Raw genomic sequence first — 19,981 nt, forward strand, 5'->3', positions numbered from 1 at the left:
GAAATCGATCCGGTGAGTGCGATCAGTGTGATAGTCTATGGCTCTATTTTTGATGGTTAAGGACGATCTGCATGAAGCTCCTGCATACCTCTGACTGGCACCTGGGTCAGAGTTTTTTTACCAAAAGCCGTAAAGCTGAACATCAGGCCTTTCTTAACTGGTTGCTGCAGCAGGTTGCAGCTTATAAGGTCGATGCGGTGGTTGTTGCCGGGGATATATTCGATACCGGCACACCGCCCAGTTATGCCCGGGAGATGTATAACCGCTTTATCGTGGCGATCAGCCAACTGAACTGTACCCTGGTTGTATTGGGGGGGAATCATGATTCAGTCTCCACCCTGAATGAATCGAAACAGCTGGTGGCCCGCCTGAATACCCATGTAGTTGCTAATGTGGCTGCGAATGAGGGTGCAAGTGACAATGCAGACGATCAGCAATCCGATAATCAGATTATTGAGTTAAAAAACAGCGCAGGCGAAACCGGCGCCATTCTCTGTGCCATCCCCTTTATCCGCCCCCGTGATGTGATTCAGAGCCGTGCCGGCGAGTCCGGTCTGGAGAAGCGTCAGGCACTGGGCGAGGCGATAAAGCAGCACTATCATCAGCTGTACCAGGCCGCGCTGACGCTGCGGGATGAGAAGCAACTGGAGGTGCCTATTGTTGCTACCGGTCATCTGACCGCGTTAGGGGTGAGTCAGTCGGACTCGGTGCGCGATATCTATATCGGCACGCTGGATGGTTTTGCCGCAGATGGTTTTCCCCCGGCGGACTATATCGCCCTGGGACATATTCACAGGCCGCAGATGGTCGCCAAATCGGAGCATATTCGTTATAGCGGCTCGCCGATCCCCTTAAGTTTTGATGAACTGAAAACCACTAAACAGGTAGTGCTGGTGTCGTTTAATGCTGCTGAAACAGAGGCAATTACCCCGCTTGAGGTGCCGCTGTTTCAGGCCATGGCGGTGATCAAAGGGGATCTCAGCAGCATTGAGGCCCGTTTGAAAACGTTTGAAACGCTGCCCTCTGGTCAGTCGGCCTGGTTGTCTATTGAGGTTGAAACCCAGGATTATCTGGCGGATCTGCCGCAACGGATTCAGGCCCTCACTGAAGGTCTGCCCGTTGAGGTATTACAGCTGCGACGTTCACGCAATACGGCCCGGCAAACACTCAATCAGATCGAACGTGAAACCCTGGCGGAGTTAACCCCCGAGGATGTGTTTGCCAAGCGACTGGAGCTGGAAAGCTTTGAAGGTGACGCCGAACAGGCACGCTTAGGCAGAATCAGGCAGCAGTTTCGTCAGATCGTCTCTGAGGTTGAAAATCCTGAGCAGAACCCGGAGGCGAACTCATGAAGATTCTCAGCCTTCAGTTTAAAAACCTGAACTCGCTGAAAGGGGAGTGGAAGATCGACTTCACCCAGTCCCCCTTTGTCGATAACGGCCTGTTTGCTATTACCGGGCCCACCGGCGCGGGTAAAACGACGCTGCTCGATGCAATCTGCCTGGCGCTCTACCATCAGACCCCCCGTTTAGGTCTGATCACCACGTCTACCAATGAGATTATGACCCGGGGCACCGCCGAGAGCTCTGCTGAAGTGCAGTTTGAAGTCAAAGGTAAAGCTTACCGTGCCCACTGGAGTATGCGCCGCTCCAGAGGCAAGGCCGATGGCAATCTGCAACAGGCGGATGTCGAACTGGCCGAGGTGGCGACGGGCGCAGTGCTGGCCACCCAGATAAAGCAGAAAAGCGACACCATTGAACAGATCACCGGTCTCGATTTTGCCCGTTTTACTAAATCGATGCTGCTCTCCCAGGGGGAGTTTGCCGCCTTTCTCAATGCCAAAGAAGCGGAACGGGCAGAACTGTTAGAGGAGTTAACCGGCACCGAGATCTATGGGCAGATCTCAGAACGGGTGCACCTGCACTTTGCCGAGGCGAAACAAAAACTGGCAGAATTAAACTCTCAGGCGAAAGGGGTGCAGCTGCTCACAGAGGAACAAACGCAGTCACTGCAGGATGAGTTAACCCGGCTGCAGCAGCAACAGAGTGAACTGAAAGTCACGCTGGCAGCCAGCAGTGCCCATCTGCACTGGTGGCAGCAGTATGAGCAGGCATTGCAGGATCAAACGACCAATACTGAACGGCTGCAGATCGTTAGAGAGCAGTACCATCAGGCGCAACCCGATCTGCTGCGCTTACAGCAGAGTGAACCGGCAGAACAGTTGCGAACCCCATATATGCTGCTGCAGGATGCGCGCAAACAACTGGAAAACAGTCAGCAGGCAATAACTGAAAAACAGCAATCTGAGCAGGCGCTGAAAACCCGGATGGAGACTGCTGTTGCAACCTACGAGCAGCAAAGTGTTGTGCTGAACACCGCGAAACAGCAGCACGAACAGCAGGAGCAGTTGATCAACGAGCAGGTGGTGCCGCTGGATCAGATGATCAGCGCTGAACAGACCAGGCTCAACGATAAAGATCACAGCCTTAAGGAGACTGTATCGAAGCGGGAAGCGAGCCAACAGCAGCTAAGCTCGATTAATGAGCAACTCAAAAAACAGACTCAGGAGCTCGAAACAGTTGATCTCTATCTGCAACAGCATAAAGCCGACGGGTCACTGAAACAGTATCTGGGCCAGTGGCAGGTGCAGGCGGAACAGGTGTTAGCGCAAGAGGGTGTTGTGACTCAGCTGATCGAAAAACAGACCGGTGTGCAGCAACAGCTTACTGAACTACAGAACACATACGTCGCAGACGAGACACAGTATCAGACTGCGCTGGCGGATACGGCTAAGCTGGAGCAGGTGTGGCAGCAGGCCAACAATGCATCGGTTGCCGCCAGCGAGCAGGGCGATATTGATACGTTAGAACAGCAACGGGAACGGTTGAATACCGACTACACTCTGTTACTCGAGCTGCAACAGCTCTGCCTCCGTTGGCAGCGGCTGGAAAAAGAGCGACAGGAAAAGCAGGTAAGCGAAAAGAGTGAACAGACCGGTCAAACAAGGCTGAAACAGACCCGCGATCAATTGCGGGAACAGTATAAAAAGCAGGAGCAACTGCTAAAGGCGCTGAGTAAACTGGTCACTCAGGATGAGCAACTGGCCCAGTTCCGCGCTGAACTTCAGGCGGGAGAGGAGTGTCCTCTGTGTGGTTCCCATGAACATCCAAAGCTCGACTCTCAGCAGCATGGCGAGACGGCAGACCAGTCCCAGACCATCAGAGACAGAGAGATAGCCGAACAGGAGCTTAATGCCATTAAAGAGCAGGGGCAGGAGACCGCCGCGGCACTGGCCTCAGTTGAGCGTCATCTGCAGGAGTTAGCCCAGCGGCTGAGTGCGATCCAGACAGAACAGTCTGCGCTGGCACAGCAGTGGCAGCAAACTGCCACCCCTCTGCCGCTTGATTTTCCGGTTACCGATAATGACAGTCTGCAACGGTATCAGACGGCTGAACAGATCAAACGACAACAGCTTGCGGATGCCATCCAGCAGCTGAAAAGCCTTAACAAACAGCGCGATGATGCCCGCCAGCAGTGGGATAACGCCCAGCGCACTACGGAACAGCTGAGCAATAAACTGCAGTTGAGTGAACAGGCGATAGCGAATCTGTCTAAGAGTCTGCTTGAGATTCAGCAGGATAAAAACACACGATCAGAGCAACTCACCGCTCAGCGGGACTCCTTTGCGGCACAGTTAACCGAACAGGGCTACCGGCCACCAGAAGCGCAAGCCCTGCAGGCGTGGCTGGAGGCTAAAGGACAGGATGCAAAACAGTGGGACGAGTTTAGCGTTAAAAAAGAGCAACTCAGCACCCATCTCAATCGTCTTAGCATCGAGCAGAGTCATTGCCAGGAGGCACTGACAGAGCTTGAAAAACAGCTGACCCAGCGGCAGCAGGAAAGAGAGCAGTTGAGTCAGTCACTGCAGCTTTTGAAATACCAGCGTCACGAACTGTTTGGCGACGGGCTGGTGAGCGAGGCACGCAGAGAGAGTCAGGCCTGGCTGCTGTTGGTCGAGAACGATTACAAAACAGCGCAGGAAACCCGTCACCAGTTATCCGGTGACCATAAAGCGCTGCTGGCAGAGCTGAGCAGCCAGCAACAAGCGCTTAAAGGGTTACAAAACCGTCTGGCAGAGCGGCAGGCTGGCTGGACAGCCGCATTGTCCGAAAGCCCCTTCGGTTCCGAAGCCGCATTCCAGCAGGCACTGCTGTCAGAGCCGGAGCGTAAGCGGCTGATTGAGCAGAAACAACAACTGGATAGTGAGCTTGAACGGGCCAAAGCACTGCTGGACCATGCCGAACAGGCGCTCAACGCTGTACGGAAGCATCCCCATGCTAATCAGTACCAGCAAATCCCGAAGGCGGAAGTCGAGGCGCAGATCAGCCAGCTGAATCACACCCTGGAGCAGTTGGCGAAACGGGTTGGCGAGATCAGCAACGAGCTAACCTCAGATCAGACCCGTCGCCAGGATCAGCAGGCGCTGTTCAATGAGATCAGCGCCTACACCGAGCATTACGATGATATTCAATATCTGCACTCACTGATCGGATCGCAGAAAGGGGATAAGTTCCGTAAATTCGCCCAGGGCCTGACGCTGGACAATCTGGTGCACCTGGCCAACCAGCAACTGGAGCGACTACATGGGCGCTACCTGCTGAAACGAAAACAGGATGCCGGCTTAGAACTCAGTGTGCTGGATACCTGGCAGGGGGATATCGAACGGGATACCAAAACCCTCTCCGGCGGCGAAAGCTTTCTGGTCAGTCTGGCGCTGGCGTTGGCGCTGTCTGATCTGGTCAGTCATAAAACCAGTATCGATTCCCTGTTCCTCGATGAAGGCTTCGGCACCCTGGACAGCGAAACCCTGGATATCGCACTGGATGCGCTGGACAACCTCAACGCCTCCGGCAAGATGATCGGCGTTATCAGTCACATAGAAGCGATGAAAGAGCGCATTCCGGCACAGCTAAAGGTGATTAAGAAGAGTGGCCTGGGGATCAGTGAGCTGGCAAGTGAGTATCGAGTAGCCTGACGGCGGTTTACCACAGCACCTAAGGGGCAAACTCAGTTCACAGAGAGCACTGAGGGGCATGACTTCCCTGTGGGAGCGACGCCCCGTCGCGATGAAACTATCAGCAGGCAAAATGCACGATCAATCGCCGCGAGGGCGCGCCTCCTACCGTCTTCTTCGAGGTGAAATCAATGTTCGATCGCTGCGCTAGTCCGATCATTTCATATATCTGAACACTGTCTCCGGCTGTTTGTCCCCGTTTAGGTGGAAAGCGATAGCTTATACTTTAGTCACTTAATATCATTAAAAAGTTGTTTTATTTCACTCTCATATCTAAAAAAGTTGATACTTTATATCGTGATATTCGATTTTTCGGTTAGTTCTCCATCACTTAGTATTTTTAGCCTGAGTGTTTCAAAAAATAATAATATCGGAGCTAAACGAATGATAAGAAAAATAAATGATAGCCAGTTTTTGGGTTGCTTAAAATATTTAAAAACCGGAGAGATTGGAGGGAGGGTATATCCGCTTATATTGGGTGCTGCCTTCGGTGTTAGTCACAACGCTTATGCAGAGGATAGTTATAATATCGATTACTTTGGCAACCTTGATATTGGCGTACACTCTCATCAACTGAGCGGTCAGGATTCTAAGTTTGAAGTGGACGGTGGAATGCTGTCAACATCTTATGCCGGAGTGCGCGCGAATGCACCGCTGAGTGAATCGTTAACTTTGAATGCTGAAATCGCCAGTTTTTTCCGACTTGATGATGGAGATATAACCCGTGGCCTTGATGGTGAAGGAACGTTTAGTCGCGCTGCATGGGCCGGGATTAAAGGTGGGTTTGGTTCTATACGTCTGGGCCGGATCAGCACCCTGAACTTTATTAATACCATTCGTTTTAACCCGTTTGGCGCGTCGCCTAAATTTAGTCCCAGTTTTATGCATAACTATGTAGGCAGTCCCGCCCAGCCGATGTCTACTGGCATGGGCGGCAGCGATAGCGGCTGGGATAACACCATTAATTATACTGCTCCTAAACTGGCCGGGGCTGTTTTATCTTTGTCATATGCGCCGGATGAAGGCAGTAACCGGGGAGAAAGGATGGGGGGAAGTATCACTGTCGGCGGATACCCTTTCGCTGCGGTTCTGTCGGTAGAGAAGATTACTGATGCATCGATAACGTATCCAATGGCTTTGACTACACTGGCTACAGCGTTTCCGGTGTTTACAGCACAGCAGTACAGTACCCGGCAACTGGGTACATCCTATGATTTCAAAACGTTTAAACTCTTTGGTCAGTTGAGCCGTTCTAAAGTGGAAGGTATGCGTGCGGGTGGTGCGCAAAACTATGAGATTAAGATGGCGCAGTTTGGTATATCTGTCCCTGCGGGACCGGGAGTCGCCAAAGCTTCTTTTGCCAACAGCACGATGGACAGAAGCTGGGGGGCGAATCTTAAAAGGGATACTCTGACAGTGGGGTATGATTACACCCTTTCGGATAATGCAATCTGGTATACACGTTATATGCACGATAAGGTCTCAGATCTGTCCGTTGGCAACAGTTATGCCATGGGTGTGAACTATTCTTTCTGATTGATCAGTGTTCAGTTGGATAATTTTGTAGGTGAGGGCGGTTTGTTATCCCGGGGAATTTAAGAGCCCGGGTTTCTTTACCGTCTTTTTCGAGGAGGTTTAGCCTCCTCATTTTTTATTTAGCATCCATCAGCAGAGCTACGCTCTGCATTTTCAACCACTGATGCGCCGGATCACTGTCGAGTATTTTGTTCCACTGGATATACTCTTTAAGATTGGGGATTTTTTCGGGTACATCAAGAATTTTAAGTGGCATGGTATCAGCGTATATCCGGGCCAACCGATACTGCATAATCGCTACCCGGTTGGTGCCATTCAATAGATGTGGCAGTGTATTAAAGTTACTGGTAGAGACTTCAATCAGCCTGGCATTGCCGAATTTTCGGGCATAGTCCTCTTCAAAACTGGGTGCTCTGTTTTCGCCCAGATTAATTACGATGTGACCCAGACTGAGATAGAGGTCATAGCTCATTTCATCTCCGACCCAGGGATTATTCTCCCACACCACACAGACATAATGATCCTCGAACAGTAGCTGCTTCGGGTGATTAGCGGTCATATAAACATCAGGCTGGATTAAAAAATCTATATCGCCCCTGGAAAGTAACTCTTCATACTGGTTGTTGTTTGGAATTATATCGAATGTCATATTCGGGGCCAGAGGCTGAATATGGTTAAAAAAGGGAGCCAGAAAGACGCTGGTTACGTAGTCAGATGCCATCACTCTGAAATGTCGTGTGGATGTCTCAGGGTTAAATTCCTTGTTACTGACGATATTTGTCTGGATATCAAGCAATACACGCTTTAACGGCTCTTCAAGTGAGATCGCTAACGGTGTAGCGATCATTTTCCTGCCGGTTTTGACCAGCAACTCATCATCAAAATATTCCCTCAGGCGAGCCAGTAAGCCGCTGGCGGCGGATTGACTGACATTAAGCTTATCTGCAGCCCTGGTAACATTCTTTTCCGTTAACATAGCGTCCAGAGCAACCAACAAATTAAGGTCCAAATGGTGAAAACGCATAGTGTATCCTTCTTTATAATCATCTAAAAAAGTTGATGATAGTTATCGTAAAATATGATTTTTTTTATATATTAAGTTTATCTATTATTTTCCTCTGATACAGCAAATAACAAAAATAAAGAGGAAATTTAACTATGAAACCTATCTGCTATCGGTCGCGTAATACGTCCCGCACTCCGACTATATTGGATTCTCTTTCTACCAGACCAATCCTTAAAAAAGGAGGTGAGGTATGAAATCCTCATCTGAGTTCATGCAAAACTGGCGATTATTACTGGCCACCTTTATTGGTATTTCCGTAGGGGTGAGCTCAATCTATTTTTATTCCATCGGCCTGTTTATGAAACCGATTGCCGCTGAGTTTGGCTGGACACGAGCAGACTCATCCCTGGGGGCTCTGGTGGGGACTTCCTGCGCTGCTTTGATGGTGATACCCACCGGCTGGCTGGTGGACAGGTTTGGTAGTGCCCGGGTTGCGTTTGTCTGTTTAGCTTGTCTGGCGGCGTCATTTTTTGCTCTTGGTCTGTTTACCGTTGATCTCACCAGTTATCTGATCATTATTTCAGTGATGTCTATGCTGACCGCGGGCTCAACCCCTCTGCCTTTTACGCGTCTGGTGATTGTGGCTTTTGAAAAAAACCGGGGTAAAGCGTTGGGGCTTATTCTGACCGGTACGGGGACTGGGGCGATACTGCTGCCGAAACTGTTGGCTCCTTACATTGCTGAACATGGATGGAGAAGCGGTTATTTTGCGCTGGGAACTGTTGTACTGATCTCGATTCCAGTGATCTGGTTACTACTGAGAGGTGCCAAAGACACTGAAATCAGCACCGAGAAAGAGCGGTTTTCTGCAGTAAGCTTGTTCAATACTCGTCGTTTCTATCATCTCTGCCTGATCTTTTTCTTAACGGCAGTGGCAGTACTGGGCACCGTAGCGCATTTCTTCTCGATGCTCACAGATAGTGGGCTGACACCTCCGCAGGCGGGTGCTGTTGCTTCATTAATTGGCGTGTCGGTAATAGCGGGACGTCTGATTACCGGTGTGTTGCTGGATCGTTTCTCTGCCGCCTATATCACCGCGGGTTTGTTTCTGGTTGCCAGTGTTGGACTGTTAACGCTGGGACTCGGTGGACCTGCGTATGCCAAGCTGGGAGCTATTATCACTGGTCTGGCTATAGGCTCTGAAGTTGACCTGATCTCTTTTCTTGTAGGGCGTCTTTTCGTCCGTAAAGTGTATGGGGTTGCTTATGGTGCAGTGTATGCCGTCTTCCTGGTTGGCGGAGCGATCGGCCCCTATATTGCCGGACGCTTGTTTGATATGACGGGTGACTACAGCAGTTGGCTGTATACCGCTTCGGCTTCTCTGCTCATCGCCAGTCTGTTGTCACTGTTTATTCCGGTTAAGCACACTGAGCAATCGCCGATGACTGCTAAAGCAGTCGCCTGAATCTTCGGCCAACAGGATCTGCTATGAAATTTGCAACCCTAAAGAATGACCAGCGTGACGGGGAGTTGGCACTGGTTTCCAGAGATCTCAGCCAGGCTCTGGATATTCATCATATAGTGCCAGGATTACAGCTGTTGTTGGAAAACTGGGAAAGCTATTCTCCGGCACTTGAACAGCTTTATCAGCAACTCAATACACGCTCTATTGACAGTGCTTTTCCGTTTAACAGTGCTGCGGCGATGGCACCTCTGCCGAGGTCTTATCAGTGGCTGGATGGTTCCGCGTTTCTGAATCATGGCCATCTGATTCAGCAAGCTTTTAAATTACCCCCTCAGGATGACGAGAGGATTCCGCTAATGTATCAGGGGGCGTCTGATACGTTTATCGGTGCCAATGATCCGATTCAGCTGCCGAGTGAAGATCATGATATCGATTTTGAAGGCGAATTTGTTGTTTTCCTCGATGATGTCCCTATGGCGTGTCCGGCGGACCAGGCGCTGGAACATGTCAGGCTGATCTCCATTGTGAATGATGTCAGTTTGCGTAGTTTTATTCAGCGAGAGATACGCAGCGGGTTTGGTTTCATTCAGGCAAAGCCCTCATCCAGTTTCGCTCCGGTAGCGGTGACACCCGATGAGCTTGATGGAAACTGGCGGGATGGGCGGGTCTGCCTGCCTCTGTCCGTAACCTGGAATGGGACGTTGTTTGGTCATCCTGACGGGGGGGAAATGGATTTCAGTTTTGCTGAGTTGATAGCACATGCGGCATACACCCGAAATCTGGGGGCAGGCACGATTATCGGTTCAGGAACCGTGTCCAATAAAGATTCCCGAAGAGGTTCATCCTGTATCGCTGAAAGGCGGGCACTGGAGATGATTGAGACCGGTAGTATGACAACTGCATTTATGCAGTTCGGTGATCAGATTCGTATGGAAGTTTTCAACGCTGATAATGAGACTGTTTTTGGCGCCATTGATCAGCGTGTTTCTCAGGGAGTTGTATATGAGTAACTTAATCAGATCAAATCGACGGATTGTGGATCTGTCAGTCAGCCTGAATAACAATCCCTATACCGATCCACCGCCGTTGCTACCGAAAATCGATTATAAAGATCATCAGCAGGGTTTACCCAGTTTACTTGGGATGTTTCCCGGGTTAACCGCAGCGGATCTGCCGGGCCGGGAGGGGTGGGCCGTTGAAGATATGGTACTGACCACTCATAGTGGAACCCATATGGATGCTCCCTGGCACTATGCTTCCACCACCGATGGTGGGGAACCTTCCTGGGGCATTGATGAGCTTCCTCTGGAATGGTGTTTACAACCGGGTGTGAAACTGGATTTTCGTCATCTTCCTGATGGTTATGTGATAACGCCTCAGGATATTAAGCATGAGCTGGAGCGGATCAGTTATCGTCTTCAGCCTCTGGATATTGTTCTGGTTAATACCCGGGCCGGAAAGCTCTATGGTCAGCCTGAATATCTGGATGCTGGGGTTGGTATGGGACGGGAAGCAACCCTGTTTTTACTGGAACAAGGGGTGCGGGTTGTTGGTACTGATGCCTGGAGCTGGGATGCACCTTTCAGTTTTACCGCGAAGCGGTTTAGCGAAGAAAAAAATCCAGCTATCGTCTGGGAAGGTCATAAAGCGGGACGGGATATAGCGTATGGACAGATGGAAAAACTCTCCAATCTGGAATCTCTGCCTGCTTACGGTTTTATTGTCTCCTGTTTCCCATACAAGATAGAAAAAGCATCAGCGGGATTCGTAAGGGCGGTGGCAATTTTTGATCACTGAGGATGACTCCCTCTCCTGTGTCTGAATGATCGGAGTTCGATCGCTGCGCTAGTCCGATCATTTCATTTGTCCGAACGCAGCCTTCGGCTGCTTGTCCTCTTTGGCCAGGTTTTTTGTGGGAGCGACTCTCTGGGTTCCTTAGGCTCATGTAGGAGCTGCTTTAGCATGCCCTTTGGATACCAGCAGTGATTTTAGGCAATGATACATTTTGTCAGGTTAGCGTTGACCATGACATGGGCACTAGTTAGACAGTGTAAACACGTTAGGTGTTTTATTTTAGGCAGTGGCTAATGTCGTTGTGAGTTTTTACACTGATCCCGAATATGGGGGCTCGAGGGGGCGGAAATAAGCATAATAGCCAGCCGTTTTGACCGGTTGCCGGCTCAGAGTGGTGTGTTTCAGGCCCCGGGAAATGGTCACTGTACCATCTGTGGCCGGCCGCTTTGTCTCAGCATTTTCTGGATGGCTTGCTTGCGAACGGCGTCCAGATAGTGTTGATAATCATTGAAGCCCTGCTCATTGGCTGCCATGTTCAGCGACTGCTGTTGGGATATCGCCCGTAGCGATTTTAGCTGCATCGCCCGTTGCTGGAGTTTGCTGATGACGAGTACTTGCGGATGGACTGGCTTCATTGCGTATCGCTCCTTTATTAATTACATCGACAGATTTTCCAGTGTAGAACGGATTTCAAGGGTTGCCAGTTTGATATGAGTTTGTGGATGCTTTATTGATCCCGGTCAGTTTGTTGTATTCGGGTCATACGGCCGCGGGCTTGCGCGTCCCGCAATGAAAAACTTCGATTTTCTTGCCAGTGTTGTCAGTAGCGCTAACTGGCATGCTCTTGCTATCTTCTTTGTATGATGTTGCTTAAAGCTCAAACCAAATCTAGTACTTTTCATATCCCGGATACCGCAGGGTGAGCCCGCTTTTATTAGTGAGTATCGGGTGGCCCGACGGCGATTCACCACAGTAGCCAAAGGACATGCTAAGAGTACAGAGATAAAAACGCCTCCCTGCACCCAGGAATCGCCCCTTTCGCATACAGACACAGTTTATTGTCAATCCGGTTTCTATTTGCAACGTTTTACCCGTAAAATACTCCCGCGCTGGACACCGGCGCTATACAGGGAGCCACATGAAAAGGATTTTTTCAAAGTGATTTTAACTCAGTCAGTTAGCCAGTTTTTTACTCAGATGCTCTGTTTGTGTGTTTCTGCGCACTGGCAATGTGCTTCAGAGTAGAACGCTGGGTAGTCGTTAAGCTGCTCCAAACAAGAAAATTTTACCCATTTCATACAACACTGTCGGTCTTACACTGCTTGTTTATATGGATGTTTACGAAAGCTTATTTATAACCGGGATGAAAAATGAAGAAACCTATTATTATTGGTCTGGTTGCCGTTGCTGCGGTAGCCGGTGGATTACCTTATGCATCAGGCTATCTGGCAGAGTCACAAACAAGACAGTCGCTTGTTGATCTGAATTCACGGTCCCCCTACGGGAAGATGGAGATTGTGAAGTATGAGCGGGGATATAAGGCAACCTATGCGGAATATAAGTGGGTGACCAATCCCGAGCTGGAACAGGACCTGCCAATCGGTGAGGTAGTGATTGGCTGTGACGGTGTGCACAAAATGCTCAGCTTCGATTACTCATGCACCCTGAAAAATATGGGGCTTCAGGATGAGCAGATCCGTGCAGCCTTTAAAGGTAAAGAGCCTGTCACTATCTCAGGTAATATTGATCTGATGGGGGAGGAAACCTCTCAGATGACTATTAACCCGTTCGATATCACCACTGCAACAAACGTCAGAATCACATCCGACGGTGGTCGCATGAGTTCAAAGGCGAACGCTTCATTGTCGGAGGTAGAGGTTGATGGAACGTTTTCACCGGTTGCCGTTGTGGATGCTGGCGGTGGCGAGGTGCGTATCAGCGAGTCAACCCTGACGATGGATGGCGCTATGTACGAAAAGCGTTTTTTCCTTGGAGACAGTAAGTTTAACGTTGATCATATAACGGTTGTTGCCCCAGAGCTGGAAGCCCCCCTGACAGTCAAAGGCGTTTCAATGGTTTCCAGTGGTGATGTTGAAAATGGTAACTATAGCGGTGATGGCAGCCTTAACATTGGCGAATTTACCCTGCCTGCGGCGTTGAATAAAAGAACTAACAGCGATGTATCGGTAAAAGATGTGAGTATAGGCGTCAGCTTTGCCGATACCCCTTTTGCACCGATTTCAAAGCTGTCTGATTACTCTCAGAAGCTGGCAAAACAGATGTCAGAATCAGGCTCGGTTGACCCGGGTATGGTTGGGATGGATGAGCAGTTTCTTAAAGAGCAGGTAGTCGCGTTATTGAAAAAAGATCTGGCGATCAATCTTTGGGTGAACTCAGACGTCAATGATGGTGCCCTGGAATCACACGTTAACACCCTGTTAACCAAAGATATCACCGAGGAATTTATCTCTGAACTGGAAACTGGTGGTGCGTTAGCAGCGATGAAACTGCTGCAGCAGGTGGATCTGGATATTCTGGTGGCCATCCCCAATAGCGTGTCTGAGCTTTCGCCGGAAGTCGCGATGATGGCGGCGATGAGCAACAAGTTTGTTGCGGATGATGCTGGATTAACGGCAAAACTGATTCTCAAGGACGGTGCCATTACACTCAACGGTGAACCCACCTCGATTGAAAACCTGATGCGATAACTCTGTTATCTGAAGTGATAGTCCGCTGGCGTCTGAGAGATCAGGCAGGCGTCAGTTGCTGAACTCACTGACCTGATCAACCGTCAACAGGTTACAAAAGGCCACTCAGTGATGAGTGGCCTTTCATGTTTTTAACCTGACGGGCTGCCGATCCACACTTGTGAATCGCTCAACCGTTAACCGCTTTACCTGATAAATGAGTCATGCTCTGTGAAGGCTCTTTTTTCAGGTCAGAGGGTTCAGGTTTTTCTGATCAATAAAGTTTTTTGCGTACTGTTGCCAGTGTTTGACACTCAGACTCCGGTCCGAAACCTGGTCAACCAGGGTAAAGCTTTTCTGGTGATTTTTTCTGGCGATCACACCACTGATCCGGAACACCCCGCCATTTTCTTCAGGTGTTGCCAGGATGGTATAGCCTTTATATCGGATTGCCCCCTCAGGCAGGGGCGTAAACAGTGATTTCAGCGCTGATAGCAGGGACATGGTTCTCTCCTCTTTTTTTATTCCATGTATAGAGCAGGCGAAGCCCAAGAGGAAGCGTTGAGATACCAAAGTATGTTTATGGGTGTATGAAAAAGGTACTAAGGTTGGATAAGCGATAGCGGTTCGAGAGGAGATCAGAAGCGCAGTCAGCCTCGCAACGTGCTCTGCTGCTGATCTTCAGGGTGTCACAAAAAAGGCCGCTCACGGGGAGCGGCCTTTTGCGTTTTAACGTAAACCAATATCAAACTTACTCTTGCGAATAGCTCTCAATCGATGGACAGGCGCAGAACAGGTTGCGGTCGCCATAGACGTTGTCGATGCGGTTAACCGTTGGCCAGAACTTGTTGGCTTTAACGGACGCCAGCGGGAAGGCACCCAGAACCGGAGAGTAGGGGCGATCCCAGTTAGGATCGATCAGGTCTTCCAGTGTGTGAGGTGCGCCTTTCAGCGGGTTCTTTTCAGCATCCATAATACCGGCTTCCACATCGGCGATCTCCTGACGGATAGCCGTCATCGCTTCGATGAAACGGTCCAGTTCGCAGAGGGGCTCGGACTCGGTGGGCTCGATCATCAGGGTGCCGGCCACCGGGAAGGACATGGTCGGTGCATGGAAACCGTAATCCATCAGGCGTTTGGCCACATCCTCTTCAGAGATACCGGTGCGCTCTTTCAGTGGGCGCAGGTCGATGATGCATTCGTGGGCGACTTTGTCGTTACGGCCGGTGTAGAGCACCGGGTAGTGTTCACCCAGCTTCTTCGCCATGTAATTGGCATTGAGAATGGCAACTTCAGTCGCTTTACGCAGACCCGGCTGACCCATCAGGGCGATATACACCCAGGTGATCGGCAGGATGCTGGCGCTGCCCCAGGGGGCTGCTGATACGGCACCGTTGTCCGCCTTCGGACCATCAATTTTCTGTACCGGGTGGTTAGCCACGAACGGTGCCAGGTGCGCTTTGATACCGATAGGGCCCATACCCGGGCCACCGCCACCGTGAGGGATACAGAAGGTTTTGTGCAGGTTAAGGTGGGACACGTCCGCGCCAATTTCGCCCGGCTGGCTGATCGCCACCTGCGCGTTCATATTGGCACCATCCATATACACCTGCCCGCCATGCTGGTGGATGATTTCGCAGATCTCGCGGATGCTCTCTTCGTATACACCGTGGGTCGATGGGTAGGTGATCATCAGGCAGGCGAGGTTGTCGGCGTGCAGTTCTGCTTTGGCCCGCATATCCGCCATATCGACGTTGCCTTTGTCGTCACAGCCGACGATAACTACTTTCATATCTGCCAGTGCTGCGGATGCGGGGTTAGTCCCGTGCGCCGAGCTTGGGATCAGACAGATGTTGCGGTGATCATCGCCGTTGGCCTGATGGAATTTGCGGATCGCCAGCAGACCTGCATATTCGCCCTGTGCGCCGGAGTTCGGTTGCATGCAGATGGCATCGAAACCGGTGATGGCGATCAGCATCTGTTCCAGAGAGTTGATCATCTCGCTGTAGCCAGCGGCCTGATCAATCGGTGCAAACGGGTGCAGGTTGGCAAACTCAGGCCAGCTGACCGGAATCATCTCAGCCGTGGCGTTCAGCTTCATGGTGCAGGAACCCAGTGCGATCATCGCGTGGGTCAGCGAAATATCTTTGTTTTCCAGCCGCTTGAGGTAGCGCAGCATCTCGGTTTCACTGTGGTGGGTGTTGAATACCGGATGGCTCAGAATCGCAGAGGTGCGCACCAGTTCTGCCGGGATGGATGCTGAGCCGTTGGTGACCAACTGGGTATCAATCGCGTCAATATCCAGACCGTGATCAGCCCCCAGAATCGCCTGCCACAGATCGAGAATATCCTGCCGCTCGGTTTTTTCGTCGCAGGTGATACCCAACTGATCGCTGCCCACTTTACGCAGGTTGATCCCCAGTGCCAGCGCGGCTTCATAGGCGTTGTCACGTTGTTCCCCCAGATCCAGAGTGAGGGTGTCGAACCAGTGGCTGTTAACCAGTTGAACCCCTTTAACCTGCAGACCGGTGGCGAGAATATCAGCCATCCGGTGGATGCGGCCAGCGATCGTCTTCAGACCCTCAGGACCATGATAGGTGGCGTAGAAACCTGCCATATTGGCCAGCAGCACCTGTGCAGTACAGATGTTAGAGGTCGCTTTCTCGCGGCGGATATGTTGCTCACGGGTCTGCATCGCCATCCGCAGCGCCTGATTACCGCGGCTATCGACAGACACGCCAATAATACGGCCAGGTACCGAACGCTTGTATTCATCGCGGGTGGCAAAGTAGGCCGCGTGCGGGCCTCCAAAGCCCATCGGTACACCAAAACGCTGAGCGGAACCGAACACAACATCGGCCCCCAGCTCGCCCGGTGACTTGAGCATTACCAGACTCATGATATCGGCGGCGGCACAGAACAGCGCTTTTTTGGCGTGGGTTTTTTCAATCAGTTCAGAGAGATCTTTCACATGGCCGTAGGTGCCCGGGTACTGAGCGATCACGCCGAACGGTTCGTGCTGATCGATCAGGCTGTCCAGATCGCCAACAATGACTTCATAGCCCAGCGGCTCGGCACGGGTTTGAATCACGCTGATATTTTGCGGATGCAGGTTTTCATCCACCAGGAAGATGTTGGCTTTACGCGCTTTGGACATCCGCTTACATAGCGTCATCGCTTCGGCCGCCGCAGTGGCTTCATCCAGCAGCGAGGCGTTGGCCAGATCCAGACCGGTAAGGTCAAGCACCATCTGCTGATAGTTCAGCAGGGCTTCGAGACGTCCCTGAGCGACTTCAGGCTGATAGGGCGTATAGGCGGTGTACCAGCCGGGGTTTTCCAGAACATTACGCAGGATAACATTGGGCACGATGGTGTCGGTGTAACCCATACCGATCATGGAGCGGTTGATCACATTTTTCGAGGCGATCTGCTTCAGTTCCGCCAGCACATCATCCTCAGTACGGCAGGTGTCCAGGTTGATTGGTTGTTTCAGCTGGATGCTGCCGGGGACGGTCTGCCCGATCAACTGATCCAGGGATTCCAGCCCCAGTTCGGCCAGCATAGACAGCTGTTCTTCGGTGTTGGGGCCGATATGACGACCGATAAATGCATCAGTCTGTTCCAGCTGTGCCAGGGATTGGATGTTATCTGCGCTCATGGTGTGTGTCCTGCGAAGATCAAAATTGAAAATGGGTAAGTAAAATACAAAACGTGCACGGAGGCTTACTGGCTAAGCGTTAGTTGGTTTAACCGCCCCTCTGATTTTGGTGGCGTATGATACAGCTTTTTGTGGCGTTGATGTATTAAAAAATAGTCGATATTCCATTATTGGAAACAGATGTGCTTATAGTGTCGGGTCTGTTTCCACTATAGACCCCAATATCAGTGCGGCAATATGTCACAGCACCATGCGGCATCCTGTCACACCTCAGCAGCAGCACGTGAATTTACAATAGCGGTAAATGCTTATATCTGTCTCTGCTAAGGAACGCTGTATGATCAAGACAACCCTTTCGCTGGCGGTCGCCGCCGCTATTTCCGCCCCGGCATTCGCCGGCCATGATGATAAACCGCTGGTGATCGAGATAACCTCGGGTCTGCCGCAGGTGGAAAATACTGTGCAGAGTGAAACCGCAGCGGTGCAGGCATCCCCGACGACGGATGGTGGGGAGTTGTTGCAAAGCCTGAGCGGTGTCTCCGGTATCCGTATGGGGGGCCGGTCGATCGACCCGGTGATCCGGGGGCAGAGCCAGACCCAACTGAATATTCTGCTGGATGGCGCCTATGTTCATGGTGGCTGCCCCAACCGGATGGACCCCCCGACCTCATATAGTAATGTTGATAGCTATGACAGTGTTACCGTAATCAAGGGCAATCGTACCGTTGTCTATGGCGGGGGCGGTTCCGGCGGAACGGTACTGTTTGAGCGGGACTGGCCGCAGTTTGATGACAAGGGTTACAGCGGTGAACTGAGTGCCAGCTATCAGGGCAACAGTGACCGCTATGAACTGGGAGCCGATGTTGCGGCAGGGTCTGATCAGGGCTATATCCGCATTATTGGCCATAAAACCGAAGCCGATAATTATCAGGATGGTGATGGTAATGAGGTGCGCTCATCCTTTGAAAGCCTGTCTAAATCACTGTTGGTGGGGTATAGGCTGACAGATCTGACCACTATCGAAGCCAGTTATGAGAAGCAGGAAGAGGATGATGTTCTGTTTGCTGGTGCGGGGATGGACTCGCCCTATGCAGATGCCGACACCTCCCGTCTGAAACTGACCCATGAGTTTGAGCAGGGTGCGTTACAACAGATGCAGCTGGAACTGTATAAGTCAGATGTTAAGCACAATATGGATAACTACAGCCTGCGCCCGTCGGGAATGATGAAGATGCAGGCGCCATCAACCTCTGACACCGAAGGGCTGCGGCTGATATTTGATGCCCGGGCTGCTGATATCGACTGGACCTTCGGGGCGGATATACAGAATAACGAACGTAATGCAGAGTTGCGGAATGCCGCCGGAGTCGTGCAGCGGATTATGTGGCCGGGCGCAGAGATTAAGCAGACCGGTGTGTTTGCTGAGGGTGAAAAAGCGCTGGGGGCCGATGACATTGTCAAAGGCGGGCTGCGCTACGATCTGATTAAAGCGGAAGCCACCCGCAGAGATGAGACTGCGGGTATGCCGGTCTTAAGTTCAGCCGATATCTGGCAACTGGCCGGAGCGCCGGCCGATGCAGGAGAACAACGGACCGAGCATAATGTGGGCGGTTTTGCCAGCTGGACTCACCGTCTGAATGATCAGTACACAGTTGAAAGTACGTTGTCACGTAGCGTGCGTACTGCCGATGCCACCGAACGCTATATGGCGCGTTATACCATGACCGGTGACTGGATCGGGAATCCGGAACTGGCCCCCGAGAAACATCATCAGTTGGAGGTCAGTCTGCAGGGTAATCTGGATTCTGTGAGCTGGTCGGCAACGGGCTGGTATAACCGTGTCAATGATTACATTCTGCGCGAAACCGTGACTGCGGGGATGAAAAACCGTGATCTCTATCGCAATGTTGAGGCGGAACTCTATGGCGCTGAACTGGAAGCGGCATACCCGCTGAATGCTAATTGGCAACTGGGTAGCTCACTTGCCTGGACGGTGGGGAATAATCTGGATGATGATACGCCCCTGTCACGTATTGCACCGCTGGAGCTGAACAGCGCACTGGATTACCAGAAAGACCGTCTGCAGATGGGAGTCGAGTGGCAACTGGTCGCCAGTCAGAAAGATATCTGTCTCAGTGGCGCTGCCAACTGCGGTGGCCAGGATGTGCGCAAAACCCCGGGCTATGGCATCGTTAATATGCACGCACAGTATGAGTTTGAGAGTGGTTTAAGCCTGATCGCCGGTGTGGATAACCTGATGGATAAAGCCTACACCGTGCATGAAAGCCGGGGTGATGTGACCACCGGTACCAGTTATCAGGTGACTGAGCCGGGCCGCAGCGCCTGGATCCGGGTAACACAGTCGTTCTGATCGTTTTGGATTTTCCCTTTAGTCTTGCCGGGTCCTTTGACCCGGCTTTTTTATATCTTTGTTTTGGTAAGAGCGTTTTACCGCAGGGACACCGCGGACACAGAGAAGAGCTTTGGGGTAAGAGCGGTTTTCCAGAGTAAGAGCTGTTCACCACAGAGGACACAGAGGTCCACAGAGAAGAGCTTTACGTTCTTACTTTAGGTCTCGCTTTTCCTCGGTGCTCTCTGTGTTCTCGGTGGTGAGTAATCTTTTGGGGTGGCTTTCGCAGTATCCAAAGGACATACTAAGGGCGCGGAGATCCACAGAGAAGAGCTTTACGTTCTTACTTTAGGTCTCGCTTTTCCTCGGTGCTCTCTGTGTTCTCGGTGGTGAGTAATCTTTTGGGGTGGC

12 protein-coding genes are annotated in these 19,981 nt (G+C 51.3%); 8 read left to right on the forward strand and 4 right to left on the reverse strand.

What is annotated here, in order from left to right; genetic code table 11:
* Nucleotides 1-71: 71 nt before the first annotated feature.
* The 3 genes from sbcD to JW499_RS02860 all read left to right on the forward strand — a co-directional run bounded on the left by sbcD (nucleotide 72) and on the right by JW499_RS02860 (nucleotide 6,610).
* Nucleotides 72-1,352, forward strand: coding sequence for an exonuclease subunit SbcD (gene sbcD / locus JW499_RS02850; RefSeq protein ID WP_205209166.1), 1,281 nt, complete (start codon nucleotides 72-74; stop codon nucleotides 1,350-1,352).
* Nucleotides 1,349-5,035: an AAA family ATPase gene (locus tag JW499_RS02855; protein ID WP_205209167.1), complete on the forward strand. Its 3,687-nt coding sequence runs from the start codon at nucleotides 1,349-1,351 to the stop codon at nucleotides 5,033-5,035. The genes sbcD and JW499_RS02855 overlap by 4 nt, the downstream gene beginning before the upstream one ends.
* Nucleotides 5,036-5,278: 243 nt before the next feature.
* A complete protein-coding gene (locus JW499_RS02860) occupies nucleotides 5,279-6,610 on the forward strand; it encodes a porin (RefSeq protein WP_205209168.1) in 1,332 nt (443 codons plus the stop codon).
* A 115-nt stretch (nucleotides 6,611-6,725) separates the two neighbouring features.
* Here the strand turns inward: JW499_RS02860 and JW499_RS02865 are convergent, their stop codons facing one another.
* On the reverse strand, nucleotides 6,726-7,634 hold the full coding sequence (locus JW499_RS02865; protein WP_205209169.1) for a LysR family transcriptional regulator: 909 nt from the start codon (nucleotides 7,632-7,634) through the stop codon (nucleotides 6,726-6,728).
* Nucleotides 7,635-7,866: 232 nt separating this feature from the next.
* Between JW499_RS02865 and JW499_RS02870 the strand changes: the two genes are divergently transcribed.
* Genes JW499_RS02870 through JW499_RS02880 form a run of 3 tightly spaced genes read left to right on the forward strand, consistent with a single transcriptional unit; the run spans nucleotide 7,867 to nucleotide 10,878 of the window.
* Complete coding sequence (locus tag JW499_RS02870; protein WP_205209170.1) at nucleotides 7,867-9,081, forward strand: MFS transporter; 1,215 nt, start codon at nucleotides 7,867-7,869, stop codon at nucleotides 9,079-9,081.
* A 23-nt stretch (nucleotides 9,082-9,104) separates the two neighbouring features.
* On the forward strand, nucleotides 9,105-10,091 hold the full coding sequence (locus JW499_RS02875) for a fumarylacetoacetate hydrolase family protein (protein ID WP_205209171.1): 987 nt from the start codon (nucleotides 9,105-9,107) through the stop codon (nucleotides 10,089-10,091).
* Complete coding sequence (locus tag JW499_RS02880) at nucleotides 10,084-10,878, forward strand: cyclase family protein (protein ID WP_205209172.1); 795 nt, start codon at nucleotides 10,084-10,086, stop codon at nucleotides 10,876-10,878. Before JW499_RS02875 ends, JW499_RS02880 begins: the two co-directional genes overlap by 8 nt.
* Before the next feature lie 416 nt (nucleotides 10,879-11,294).
* Here the strand turns inward: JW499_RS02880 and JW499_RS02885 are convergent, their stop codons facing one another.
* Nucleotides 11,295-11,510, reverse strand: a complete 216-nt coding sequence (locus JW499_RS02885; protein ID WP_205209173.1) for a hypothetical protein — start codon at nucleotides 11,508-11,510, stop codon at nucleotides 11,295-11,297.
* Between the two features lie 735 nt (nucleotides 11,511-12,245).
* Here JW499_RS02885 and JW499_RS02890 point away from each other — a divergent pair.
* Nucleotides 12,246-13,583 carry a DUF945 family protein gene (locus tag JW499_RS02890; protein WP_205209174.1) on the forward strand — a complete coding sequence of 446 codons (1,338 nt, stop codon included), beginning with the start codon at nucleotides 12,246-12,248 and terminating at the stop codon, nucleotides 13,581-13,583.
* A 225-nt stretch (nucleotides 13,584-13,808) separates the two neighbouring features.
* Here the strand turns inward: JW499_RS02890 and JW499_RS02895 are convergent, their stop codons facing one another.
* Both JW499_RS02895 and gcvP read right to left on the reverse strand, forming a co-directional pair.
* Entirely contained in the window at nucleotides 13,809-14,066 is a 258-nt protein-coding gene (locus tag JW499_RS02895) for an HlyU family transcriptional regulator (RefSeq protein WP_205209175.1), read from the reverse strand.
* A 247-nt stretch (nucleotides 14,067-14,313) separates the two neighbouring features.
* Entirely contained in the window at nucleotides 14,314-17,220 is a 2,907-nt protein-coding gene (gene gcvP, locus JW499_RS02900; RefSeq protein WP_205209176.1) for an aminomethyl-transferring glycine dehydrogenase, read from the reverse strand.
* Between the two features lie 337 nt (nucleotides 17,221-17,557).
* Between gcvP and JW499_RS02905 the strand changes: the two genes are divergently transcribed.
* Nucleotides 17,558-19,591, forward strand: a complete 2,034-nt coding sequence (locus JW499_RS02905; RefSeq protein WP_205209177.1) for a TonB-dependent copper receptor — start codon at nucleotides 17,558-17,560, stop codon at nucleotides 19,589-19,591.
* Nucleotides 19,592-19,981 lie beyond the last annotated feature (390 nt).

Source organism: Amphritea pacifica (assembly GCF_016924145.1).
GTDB lineage: Bacteria > Pseudomonadota > Gammaproteobacteria > Pseudomonadales > Balneatricaceae > Amphritea > Amphritea pacifica.